General features: G+C 41.2%; 11 protein-coding genes and 1 riboswitch. Of the genes, 7 read left to right on the forward strand and 4 right to left on the reverse strand.

Translation table 11 applies throughout. The features are described from left to right. Positions 1-2: 2 nt before the first annotated feature. From HH214_RS11460 to HH214_RS11475, 4 genes are all read right to left on the reverse strand, one after another. Entirely contained in the window at positions 3-842 is an 840-nt protein-coding gene (locus HH214_RS11460) for a cell surface protein (RefSeq protein ID WP_248282080.1), read from the reverse strand. A gap of 65 nt (positions 843-907) precedes the next feature. Next, on the reverse strand, positions 908-2020 hold the full coding sequence (locus tag HH214_RS11465; protein WP_169607779.1) for a YncE family protein: 1113 nt from the start codon (positions 2018-2020) through the stop codon (positions 908-910). A 21-nt stretch (positions 2021-2041) separates the two neighbouring features. Continuing rightward, positions 2042-3154, reverse strand: a complete 1113-nt coding sequence (locus tag HH214_RS11470; protein ID WP_169607781.1) for a DUF5074 domain-containing protein — start codon at positions 3152-3154, stop codon at positions 2042-2044. A gap of 12 nt (positions 3155-3166) precedes the next feature. Further along, positions 3167-5242, reverse strand: coding sequence for a TonB-dependent receptor (locus tag HH214_RS11475; RefSeq protein ID WP_169607783.1), 2076 nt, complete (start codon positions 5240-5242; stop codon positions 3167-3169). Between the two features lie 98 nt (positions 5243-5340). Further along, positions 5341-5532, reverse strand: a riboswitch (cobalamin riboswitch). A gap of 276 nt (positions 5533-5808) precedes the next feature. Between HH214_RS11475 and HH214_RS11480 the strand changes: the two genes are divergently transcribed. The 7 genes from HH214_RS11480 to HH214_RS11510 all read left to right on the forward strand — a co-directional run bounded on the left by HH214_RS11480 (position 5809) and on the right by HH214_RS11510 (position 12673). Beyond that, complete coding sequence (locus HH214_RS11480) at positions 5809-6405, forward strand: DUF6436 domain-containing protein (RefSeq protein WP_169607785.1); 597 nt, start codon at positions 5809-5811, stop codon at positions 6403-6405. 7 nt (positions 6406-6412) lie between these two features. After that, on the forward strand, positions 6413-8677 hold the full coding sequence (locus HH214_RS11485) for a response regulator (RefSeq protein WP_169607787.1): 2265 nt from the start codon (positions 6413-6415) through the stop codon (positions 8675-8677). A gap of 287 nt (positions 8678-8964) precedes the next feature. Further along, positions 8965-9540, forward strand: coding sequence for a TerD family protein (locus HH214_RS11490; RefSeq protein WP_169607789.1), 576 nt, complete (start codon positions 8965-8967; stop codon positions 9538-9540). A gap of 5 nt (positions 9541-9545) precedes the next feature. Then, positions 9546-10220 (forward strand): TerD family protein, encoded by a 675-nt coding sequence (locus HH214_RS11495; protein ID WP_169607791.1) that lies wholly within the window; start codon positions 9546-9548, stop codon positions 10218-10220. 99 nt (positions 10221-10319) lie between these two features. Next, positions 10320-10874 carry a TerD family protein gene (locus tag HH214_RS11500; RefSeq protein WP_169607793.1) on the forward strand — a complete coding sequence of 185 codons (555 nt, stop codon included), beginning with the start codon at positions 10320-10322 and terminating at the stop codon, positions 10872-10874. 7 nt (positions 10875-10881) lie between these two features. Further along, positions 10882-11496 (forward strand): TerD family protein, encoded by a 615-nt coding sequence (locus tag HH214_RS11505; RefSeq protein ID WP_169607795.1) that lies wholly within the window; start codon positions 10882-10884, stop codon positions 11494-11496. Positions 11497-11563: 67 nt separating this feature from the next. After that, positions 11564-12673: a toxic anion resistance protein gene (locus tag HH214_RS11510; RefSeq protein ID WP_169607797.1), complete on the forward strand. Its 1110-nt coding sequence runs from the start codon at positions 11564-11566 to the stop codon at positions 12671-12673. Position 12674 lies beyond the last annotated feature (1 nt).

Genomic DNA, 12674 nt, shown 5'->3' on the forward strand with positions numbered 1-12674 from the left:
TCTTATTTCTTGAGTAAACTTAAATCGGCCACGCCAGCCACCTCGGTTGATAGTTCACCCAACCAACCCAAGTTGTACTGTATGCCGGTTTGTATTTTTATAAAATCGATACCTGTAAGCTGTACAGCATTGCCGTTAGTATCTACAGCCCGGGCAATATCTATCTGATCACCGCCAGACGTTTGATCGGCATAACCATAAGCAAAGGCGGTACTGGTTACATAAGTACTGTTGCTGCTGTCAATGTTGGTGCTAGGCAGCAGGGTTCCGGCTAGGGTATAAGTATTGCTGGTTATGCTTGTAGGATAATAAGCTTGGGTATGAAAACTGTTAGCTTTAACAGTGCCGCTATTGCCTAAATTATCGGTCCAAGCTACATCGCCGGTACCATTAGCAGGGCGGGTGTAGGTTACGCTATAATTACGCCGGTATCCGGTTTGGTTTACAGTACTTCCTGCCAGTTCATACCAAATATCATCAGCTTTGCCGTTACCGTTGGTGTCTTGCATCACCCAAATTACGCCTGGTTCGGCAAAACCGGTGCTGGCATTGCCATAAACAATTATATCATTTTGATTGGCTTGGTTAATTACGGTATGGTCGAACCCTAACACAATATAGCCACCAAAAGCTCCCAAACTTACTAAACCAGCGTTAGTATTTAATACACTTTGAGCAGCTGTTGCATTACCCGTGCTGGTATTGATAAATTGCCCTGGTGCCGGTTTATATTCCAGCATTTGAGTAACATAAGCACTGCTTTGCGCCGTAACTGGATGCGTGGTGCTGGTTGAAGTATGATCCGCTTTATCTTTTTTACAAGATGACCAAATGCTGCTCATAATTAAAATGAGCAACATTTGATTGTATAGTTTATATTGATGACGAATGTTTGTCATTATCAAGTTTATTCATATTTGTAAACAAATACAGCGCGTTGCGGAAAGCTGGCGCTAGCAAAGCTATACTTTATTTTGCCATCGGCACTAAAGTAATATACCTTACCGGCTGTAGCACTATAGCTATTAGCATCAGTAATAACCACATCGTTTTGGAACGGGTTGATGGTTAAGCTGTAAATGGTAGTTATTTTAGTGCCATCAGTAATAAAGTTGCTGCTGCCTAATGTGCCATTGCTTACATTTAAGGTACGAATAACCGGATTGCTGTATGGCTCGGTTAAAACATAGCCAGCAGTTCCTGAAATGCTTAACAAGCTGTAATTGCTGTAAGTGGTATAAGTTTTTACTAAAGTATCAGCAGCGCTGCTGATACGGGTTAAAGCGGCTGGAATAGTATAATAATCGCCAGCGGCTACGTTGTAAACATCACCGCTAGATGCTGCAGCTACACTAATTGGGTTATAGCTTACTTTGATGTCTTTGGTTTTGGTAAATGTGTTCAAATCCACTACCGATATAACGTTGCCTTTACCATTAGTATACTGAAAGTTGGCTGAATTGGCTACATACAGCTTACCATTAGCTACAGCTAAACCTTCTAAACCTTCACTCAAAGTTACTTCGCCATCAACAGCTAAAGTAGCAGTGTCTAAACGGCTTACTTTGCCATCATATCTTGAAATGTAAGCTTTGCCTTGGTAAAAAGCTATTCTGCGCGGTAAAGCGCCACCTGTGGTAGCGTTAAAAGAAATTTGTTTAATCAGTTTACAGGTTTTCAAGTCCAGTACATCCACAAACGATTGCTGATTGCCTTTAATTCCTGATACAACGCAATACATTTTACTGCCGTATTGCTGCAAATCATTAGCCGATTCACCTAGGGCTGCATTGTTTACTTTTTGGAAAATATCAGCAGTAGCGGTGTTGGTATTGATATCGTAATAAGTAATAGCACTATTGGCTTTGCCGTACGAGCCTTCGCATAGTACATAAACGCCGGCTGTGCCATTAATTACAGGTGGATGATCGGCGTGGTCTTTTTTACAAGCGCTAAAAAGTACAGCTACGCTCAGGAGCAGTACAAGTGCGCTTTTAGTAAGGGGTAAATTTGTTTTCATGTTTTTAATTATATAGAACAGTTAATAAAGAAATGCAAAGTGTGCTGGTATATCGCCGGTGGTAACCGACCATTTTTTCTTGCCGGTTTTATCAAAACAGTATAGTATGCCTGAGCTTACATAGTCGCGCGCATCAGTTACATATACGTCTAACGATACAGGATCGACTGCTATCCCGTAAGGGGTTTTAATTTGCTGGTCGGTACCATCAGTTATGAAGCTTTGGTTTAAAAGGGTTTCATCTTTTACGTTGAGCATCCGGTAAGTAATGGTACTGTTGCCTGTATTGTAGTTGTAGGATGATGTATAGAGGTAAGCAATATCTTGGTTAATGGTTAAGCCGCCAGCAGCTATATCAAACTGCTTTTTCACTACATCATTTTGCGTATCAATTACAAACAGCTTTGGGGAAATATCGTAATAGTTACCGCGCGAGGTGACATAGATATCGCCATACTTATCAGCTACTACTTTATCCAGGTTAATGGCTACATCAATAGTTTTAGTGACGGTTTGTGTAGAAAGGTTAATGACCGAAACCGTATGCTCGTAATTAGCTGGATCATAACCGCCAGAATTAGCTACATACAACTTTTGATTAACCACGGCTAATTGTTCAGGCTGACGGCCTACTTTAATAGTTTTTTCTACGGTTAATGTGCCGGTATCAGCTACAGCAACATAGCCCTCGTAAGAAGTGATATAAGCTTTGTTCTGGTAAAAAGTAATATAACGGCCATTGGGTACACTAATTTCTTTAATATGCTTGGCTGTACGAGCATTCATGACTTCAACCTGATTAGAGTTATTGATAACTACATACATTTTAGCACCGTAAATGGCAACATCGTTGGCTACATCACCTAAACCTAGTACTACATCGGGGTTTACGCTGCCAAAAAGGTTACGGGTATAGTTGCCGGTTGTGTAATCATAATAATCCAAAGAAGCTTTATTAGAACCCATATTGCCTTCATTCACCAGGTAAAAACCTTTAATGGTACTGCTACTGCCGGAGGATACCTTTTCGGTTTCACTGTCCGTTTGCTTGGGATCTTTACGGCATGCACCAACTAGTACGAGTAATAGCAAAATAAAGTATAGGAATTTTTTATAAGGTTTGCTTATTGTCATAGATAAATACTTTTAATAATTAAAACTTAGTGTAACCCGGTATGATCGACCCGGCATGGGGTAGTTAAGCACTACATCATAATACTGATTTAGTAAATTATTAACTTCTGCGGTGAGTTTGATCATACTTTTATGATAAGGATAATTATAAGTAGCTGATACATCATGTGTGTACCAGGGCTGTACATAATTAACCGGCAGGTTATCTTTTGCATTATACCTCGCTCCGGTATATACAAAACTGTAATTAAAGCTAAGTTGCTGGTGCTCTACTCCCAAAACTGCTGAGCCGCTATGTTTAGGCACGTAAGGGATTTGTCCCTGATAAGGTGAGTTATCTGGTGGAGGCGTTACATCCAGCGCACGCTGGTAGGTGTAATTAAGGTTGACATGTAATAAGGTAGCGGCTCCAATTTGCCAGCCTGATTTGATACTTGCATCCAATCCGCGGATATCTACTAAACCCAGGTTCAGCATCGTCCACCGGAAAAGGTTGGTGGTAGGTATGGCAACAATCTTGTTTTTTACACGGTTGTAGTAGGCATCAGTAGTAATCAACAATTGTTGCAGAATGCCTATAGGTATCGTTTTATTGTAAGTAAAACCTACATCATATTGCGTAGTATATTCCGGCTTCAGACTGGTATTGCCAATTAAGGTATAATACAAATCATTAAAAGTCGGCATTCGGAAAGTGTGCTTGTAAAAGGTTCGTATAGCAAAGTCAGAAGCCAAAGGCTGGTATATGGCTGATAAAGAAGGCGACAACACCTGCCGGTTGGCTGCACCCTCATACAACTTTACTTTTTCATTAATAAAAGTACCTAACAGCGTACCTTGTATTTTTAGCCAGCTTAAATGATAATCTGCCGATAGAGCGGTGAGTGTTGTATATCGGGTAGGATAAACAAAGCGATACAAATCATTATCCAGCTTGCGTAACTGGCTCCATTGCACATCGCCCGAAAAATCTACATCTAATTGCGGCGTAACATGAAAAAGGTTGGCTGCTGACAGGTAAGCATTTTGTTGCTGATAGTGGTTGTCTAGGTAACCTTGCAGGTTGGCATAGTGTGGGTTCAGATAGCGGGTATCATCCAATGCATACTTGCCGTTCAGCAGAAGACTATACCATGAGGCTATATTTTTTTGATAAGTAGCTTGTGTAAAGTAGTTGCCATCCCATTGGCGTTCGTCATAATCAAACCGGTTTTTTACAATCGCCCCGGGCAGTCCGCGGTCGGAGTGATACAGGTACGCTTTTACCAACCAGGTACTGCTATCTGCCAGCGTACCGTTCAAACTGGCTTCTGCTCTGATAGCGCTAATGTCGGCATTGTGTCGTACCGCAGTGGTGTCGTAAGTGCCATTTGTTTCCCTGAATTTATACCGGCCATTAGCTTGTATCCATTCGACGCTTATAGTGCTGGAAGTTTTTGCTGATAACTTTTGCTGCCACAATATGGCCGGGTTAAACAACCCGAACGAGCCCACTTTCAAAGTGGTTTTGATATGCGTGTGCTCATCAGTTGCAAAGTGTGGCTGTTTAGTTTGCAGGTATAAAGAACTAGCTACCGAAAATGCCTGAGCTGGCTGAAAAATGGCACTCTTCTGCCCATTGTATAACTCAATAGCTTCAATGTTATCTAACGAGAATTTACTTAAATCTACTTGCCCATTTTGCGCGTTGCTGATGGGGAGACCATCATAAAACACGCCAGTGTGGTTAGTGCCCAGGCTACGTACATCTACAGTTTTCAATCCGCCTATACCGCCATAATCTTTCAGTTCGGCCCCGGTAAAGTAACGCAGGGCATCAGCTACCGAAAAGCTGTTCAGACGCTCTAGTTCTGTACCTTTAAGTATTTGTACAGGTGTAGGCGATGCGGCCCGAATATCGGGTTTGATGGCACGTACGCGCACTTCCTGTAGTTGATTATTTTTCAACGTGTCTTTCACCGTCGGTAATATTTGGGCCGAAGCCTGAGGGCAGCAACAAGCCCCTGCGGCAAAAAACGTCAGCAGCCTCCAAAAAGTTACACAATGGCCTGTGCGCTTATAGTGCGCGTAAAGCACAGCTAATTTCATGTGTTGTGAGCAGTTACCCACAGCAGCCCGAATTTTGTACACCAACAATGAAATACACGAAAAGTAATTTATTCCAGCTTCAATCCACGAAAGCTATGAATTATAAAGTGCCTGAGGCAGGTATTCTGACTTGCTCCCCTGGGTTCGTCTTCCCGTGTGCTTGCCGCATACAGTGACTACAGAATGAACCTTAGTTAAAAGAGCTTACAGCTGCGGGACAGTTCCGGACTTACACCAGATTCCCTTTTAATTCCGAGCATGTGCCGGAAACCAAAAGCGGTGCAAAGATAAAATTTTATTACTTAAAAGCCGATTAACTTATGGGTATAGCAATTAATTAAAAAGTATTATTTGCCATTTTATCGTCATAAGCAGAATGTAACATTAGTGTAACGAAACTGATGGAATGTATTTGTCGTAATCAGAATACGGTACAACAATCTTTGATCTTTAATTCCCGAACCGGGTATTTTCTTCCGGAACTCCCGTCAATTGAAATCTCAGTTAAGCTACCAGCGTAAACCTTTATCCTGATTTATTTAGAATTACTTGTTGCTTCTGTCGTTTTGAAAAAAATTATTGTATTTACGTGGCTTGTTGTGCTGTTCGGCGCAGTTGCTTCTATATTGTGGTACAACCAATATAAATACAGTTTGCCTACGCCGGTACCTGATCATTATGTTCCTGTTAAAAATGGTACAGCTATAAACTTAGGGTTTCAATTTAGTTTTGAAAATCATAAGCCTGTATTGCTGCATTTCTTCAATCCGGATTGCCCTTGTTCCAAGTTCAATATTAAACACGTAAAAGAATTAATTACACAATACGGTAACCAGGTAAACTTTGCCGTAGTGTTACTGACCGATAAATATTATACCCCTGCCCAAGTAAAGCAGAAGTATGATTTGCATATCCCGGTTGTTGTAGCGCCACAACTGGCAATAGCTTGCGGCGTATATTCAACTCCGCAGGCGGCTATTCTGAATAGCAGCAGACAACTTTACTACCGGGGTAATTACAATAACAGCCGTTACTGTACCGATAGCCAAACCGCTTACGCGCGCATAGCGCTCGAAAACTTGCTAAAACAACACGATCCGATCCGATTCAGCCTGTTTGCTACCCGTGCTTATGGGTGTAGCTTGCCAGGTTGTAAATTATAACCTATATATGCCGCACCGTCAAAATACCGAATACCAATTACAAAAGCTACAAATGGAGCAGGAGGTAAAACAACGCTCCGATAAATTCATTAACTACTTTCTGGCAGGCTGCTTTGTTATGGGCTTGGTTTTTGCCTGGTTTTATGATACTTGGTTTATTGCTTTAACTTTAAGCGGTATATCATTGTTGGCCTATTACTCAGTTAAGGGGTTCATGCCCGAGTCAGACTGGTATCAATACGTATTAAGTGGCATTCTTGGTATTTTTTTGGCGCAATTCATTTACCAGATGCATGGTATGTTCGAGATGCACTTTTTTGCTTTCATTGGTAGTGCTGTGCTTATTACCTATCAGAAATGGAAGCTGCAAATACCTTTGCTCATTGTAGTGGGTATTCATCATGCCACTTTTGCTTATCTGCAAGATATAGGCGTACCGCACGTTTATTTTACACAGTTATCTTATTTTGACCTGCAAACGCTGATTATACACTTGTTTTTTACTACAGTCATATTTTTTATATGTGGTTTATGGGCTTACCAGCTGCATGTTTATGGTAAAAAACAAATTATTCAGGCTTGGCAAGTTTCTGAAATGCAGAAGGAAGTGGAAATGCACGAAGAGCGCGAGCGGAATGCGGAAAAGTTGCTGCAGTTAAATCAAGATTTAATAATAAAAAACCAGCAGCTGGATGTAGCCCGTAAAGAAGCTGAAAAAGCAAATCAGGCCAAGAGCGTTTTTTTAGCTACCATGAGCCATGAAATACGAACCCCGATGAACGGGGTGATTGGTATGTCGGCTCTGCTGGCTGAAACGCCGCTTACTGATAACCAGCGTATGTACACCGAGACGATAACTACCTGCGGTGAAAACCTGCTGGGTGTTATCAATAACATACTCGACTTCTCAAAAATTGAAGCCGGCAACCTGGAACTGGAACAAGAAGAATTTAACTTGCGCCAAAGCATTGAAGAAGTGCTGGATATTTTTGCTACTAAAACCGCCCAAATAGGTATCGAACTGGCTTATCATATACAAGAAGGCACTCCCTTGCAGATTATTGGTGATAAAGTTCGTTTACAACAGATATTAACCAACTTGGTGGGCAATGCGGTAAAATTTACCGCACAAGGGGAGGTAATTGTTAAAGTGACAACCATGGGGCTGAATAAGCAGGATAAACACATAATTAACTTTGCTATTCATGATACTGGCATTGGTATACCGCCCCATAAACTGGAAAAATTATTTAAGCCTTTTAGCCAAGTCGATTCTTCAACTACCCGCAAGTATGGCGGTACTGGCTTAGGGCTGGTAATCTCGAAAAAGCTGGTTACTTTAATGGATGGTGAAATTGTAGTAAGCAGTACGCCACATGTAGGTTCTGTGTTCAGCTTTACTATTGCTGCACAAAAAAGCCTGAATGTAGAACAGCCTTACCAGCCCTACAATTTGGCTGAGTATGCCGGTAAGAAGGTATTGGTTATTGACGATAATGAAACCAATAGATTGATACTGGAGGCACAGCTTAAAAGCTGGAATTTAATACCAACACTTGCCGCATCGGGTGATGAAGCTTTAATCATGCTGGCGCAAAACTCGGCATACGATTTAATTATTACTGATGCTCATATGCCGGGCATGGATGGCATTGAACTGGCTGGCCATGTAAGGGTGAATTATCCAAACATACCTATCATTCTGCTGAGTTCTATTGGTGATGAGCAACGGTCTAATTTAGGGAGTTTGTTTAATGCCGTGCTTACCAAACCCATCAAGCAACTTGCTTTGGGTAAGTATGTATTTGAAGGTTTAAAAGCTAAAAACAAAAAACCGCAAGAGGTTAAAACGCTTAAAGAAACCCTGCCGCCTGATTTTGCTACAGATAACCCTTTAAACATACTGATTGCTGAAGATAACCAGATTAATCAGAAAGTAATTACTCAGCTTTTGGGCAAGCTGGGTTACCAGACTAAAGTGGTTGAAAATGGTCAAAAAGCTGTGGAAGCAATAGCAGCAAAGCGATACGACCTGATTTTTATGGATATGCAAATGCCGTTTATGGATGGGTTAGAGGCTACGGCAGCTATCCGGCAAATGGATGTTAAGCAGCCTGTTATTATTGCACTCACTGCCAATGCAATGGCCGGCGACCGGGAAGAGTGTTTGGAAGCTGGTATGGACGATTATTTAGGTAAACCTGTACGCCCTGCCGAATTGTTGAGCGTGCTTAAAAAGTGGGCTACTGAACCTGCAAATGAAATGATTTAACACTCTCACTCAGTCAGCTTCTTTAAAAGAGCTTAGTAAAGGTATCATCTTTTATAATTACGTTAAAACCTGAAAGTGTAAGGATAAACTTATCCTGATACTTTCAGGTTTTGTGTTTTATATCCTTTATGGAGTCCTTGCGTCCTCTTGCTAAACAAGAAAATATACTTTACCTTACCGGCACATAACACAACCAATTTAAAATATTTAAATGATGAAACTTGTAATATTTAACCGGTATGCAAGTCTAATTACTGTTTAAATAACACGAACTACTAGCAGTTATTATGGCTATCAATTTGCAAAAAGGGCAACGTATTAATATCGGGCTTTCTAAAATCAGTATTGGGCTGGGCTGGAACCCGAACGAAGGAACCGGCTATGCTTTTGACCTGGATGCTTCGGCATTCATGATTGACGGAAACCGGTTGATACCTGCCGAAGAGTTTTTTATTTTTTACGGTAATACCGATTCGCCGGATGGCGCTGTTCATCATTCAGGTGATGACCCCACCGGTGGTAACAGCGATGGTGGCGATGATGAAACCATTACCATTGATCTGGCTAAAGTAGATAGCCGCGTTACCGAGATACTATTTGTAGTAACTATACATGAAGCGCTAATCCGGAAGCAAAATTACGGGCAGGTAAGAGATTCTTACATTCGTTTGGTGGATGATAATAGCGGTCAGGAAATAGCCAAGTATGAGTTAGGTGAAGATTTCTCGATTGAAACCGGTGTAGAGTTTGGCCGCTTGTACAAACGCGATGGACAATGGAAGTTTGAGGCTTCAGGTATTGGCTATCGTGAAGATCTGGCTTTTTTTCTGGCAAAATATTTTAAAGGACAAATTATCAAATAATTATTATGGCAATCAATTTGGTAAAAGGTCAAACTATTGATCTTCGGAAGAATGATAAAGGTGAAACTTTCGACCTATCATCTGTTACCATCGGCTTAGGCTGGGATGTACGGCAAAAGCCGAGTAGCGGCTTTTTAGGCAAACTGTTCGGTAGCGCTGAAGAGGAGGAATATGATCTGGATGCAGTAGCGTTTTTATTAAACAACAACGGTAAAGTAGCTAATCTGGGGCGATCTATTCAGCGTAATGGCCGTAATGTCAGTATGTTTGAAGGTGATGTGATTTACTTTAACTCCATGCGACATCCATCAGGCCATATCTGGCTTACCGGCGATAACCGCACCGGAGCCGGCGATGGTGATGATGAGCAGATTATTGTAAAACTAGATTCGCTGGATATGAAGTATGATCGTATTGTTTTTGCCGTATCTATTTACCAGGGGCGGCAAAATAATCAAAACTTTGGCATGGTTAGGAATGCTTTTATCCGGGCGGAAGATAACAAAGGAAAAAAGATTGCCCGTTTCAGCTTATCGGGCGATGCTACCTACAATGGGATGTGCTCCATGACGTTTGCCGAAGTTTACCGCAAAGAAGGCACTTGGAAGTTCCGTGCCATCGGCGAGCCGCACCCTACCGATAGCTTTGTGGAAATTATGGAAAGAAATTATCTGGCTTAGCAGATGATAAAGTAAGATGCTTCCTTAATAAAGAGCTATCTGTTGAACTGAATGAGATTAAACACGATCTGTTAAATAGAAACTAAAAATTAGCACAACATGGCAATTAACTTGCAAAAAGGTCAGCGTGAAGCTATCAACGCACCCAAATTTGTGATTGGCTTAGGCTGGGATACTAACAGCGCCACTACCGGCACTGGCTTTGATCTGGATGCTTCCATATTTATACTGGGCGATAATAAAAAGCTACTCGCCGACGAATATTTTGTTTTTTACAATAATCTGGTTTCACCAGATAACGCAGTTGAGCATACCGGCGATAACCTGACTGGTGCAGGTGATGGTGATGACGAGCAGATTAAAGTAGATTTATCTAAAATTGACTCGCGTGCTACCGAGATATGCATTGTGGTAACGATACATGAAGCTGCCAGCCGCCGTCAGAATTTTGGCCAGGTACGTAACTCCTTTATGCGCATTTTTAATGCCGATACCAACACCGAGATGTTGAAGTACGAATTGGAAGAAGATTTTTCAATTGAAACGGCTGTTGAGTTTGGTCGTATTTATAAACGCAACAACGAGTGGAAGTTTGAAGCTATGGGCTCTGGTATGAAAGGCGGCCTGCAAGAATATTTAAACAAATACAACTAACCTTATCATGGCAATTAACTTAGAAAAAGGCCAGCGCATTAACCTGCAAAAAAGCAACGGCAGCAAACTGCAAAATGTATGTGTGGGCATTAACTGGGGTGCTATTGAAAAGAAAGGATTTTTGGGTTTGAGTACCAGTAAAGAAGCCGTTGATCTGGATGCCAGCTGTGCACTGTTTAATGCGAACAAACAGTTGGAAGAAGTGGTGTATTTCGGTCACCTGAAATCTACAAACGGTGCCGTAAAACATAGCGGTGATGACCTAACCGGCGATTTAAACGGTAATGATGGTTTAGATAATGAGGTAATTACCTTAAACCTATCGCAACTGGATGAAAGTACTACCTATGCAGCCTTTGTACTGAATAGTTTTCGCGGGCATGATTTTAGTAAAATTCCGTTCGCTTCTATTCGAATTTATGAAGGTACATCTAAAATGGTGAATGAGGTATTTGCCAAGTACGATATTGCGCATGGTGCTGGTTTCGCCGGACACGTATCTATGGTGATGGGCGTTTTTTACAAACGTAACGGCGAGTGGAAGTTTAATGCCGTTGGCGAACCCACTAAAGATCGTGATTTACAACACACCGTTAAAACAGTTGCTGAGCAATATTTATAAAAGCTCATACCGCTTCTGGCAGTAATGAAAGCTGGAAGAAATAGTAAATTTTGAAAATAATCCTGTTATGGAAAATGATAACCTGCCGGTTGGCAATAACGATAATAATACTTCAAAGCTGAAACTGGATAAAGAAGGTAATGTAAACCTGAACCAGATTACGCCCGAAGATGAAAAAAAATATAGTGAGCTGAGCAAAGATTTAAAGCCTGGCGATGCTAATGCTATCCTGAACTATGGTGCCGATGTGCAGCAAGGTATGGAACGTTATAGCAACCAGTTCCTGACTTCCGTGCGTACTTATAATTCTGGCGAAGTAGGCGGGCTAATCACCAATCTGCTTACCGAGTTGAATTATATTGATGTGGATGAGCTGAACCCCAGTCCGGTGAAAAGCTTTTTAATGCACATTCCGTTCATGAAAAAACTGGTGGTTGATGCCGAAAAGCTGTTTGCCAAGTATGATACTGTAATAAATAACATCGACAAGATTGTTAATAAAATTAAAGCCGGTCGGGTAAACTCTATCAAAGATAATAGCTCGCTGCAAACCATGTTCGATAGCAACGTGGAGTATATTAAGCAGATGGAATCGCTGATTATTTCCGGCCAGTTAAAGTACAATGAATTAAATCAGCAATTAGCAGAGATGGAGGGCAGGCCAGCCGATTACCAGGATTATGAAATTGCCGATATGCGCGATTTTGTAAACCGTTTAGATAAACGCTTAGCCGATTTGAAAACGGTTCGTTTCATCATGATGCAATCGCTTGCACAGATCCGGATAGTACAAAATAATAATACGTCCATTGCCGAAAAGGCGCAATCTATCGTATCAACTACTATTCCGGTTTGGAAAAATCAGCTTACTATAGCTGTAGCACTGCAAAGGCAGAAGGCTAATGTAGAAATGCAGAAAAAAATATCGGATACCACCAATACCATTCTGCAAAAGAATGCCGAATTGCTGAAGCAGAACAGCATTGATGTGGCCCGTGAGAATGAAAAAACTGTTGTATCAATAGATACGCTGAAAAAGACTACCCAATCATTAATTGAAACATTAAACGAAGTGAAGCGGATTCATGATGAAGGTACGCAGAACCGGAAAGTATTAAATGGAGAATTACAGAATTTAGAAACTGAGTTGCGAAAGAATGTGACGAATGTTGGCTAAA

The organism is Mucilaginibacter robiniae (assembly GCF_012849215.1).
Lineage (GTDB): Bacteria > Bacteroidota > Bacteroidia > Sphingobacteriales > Sphingobacteriaceae > Mucilaginibacter > Mucilaginibacter robiniae.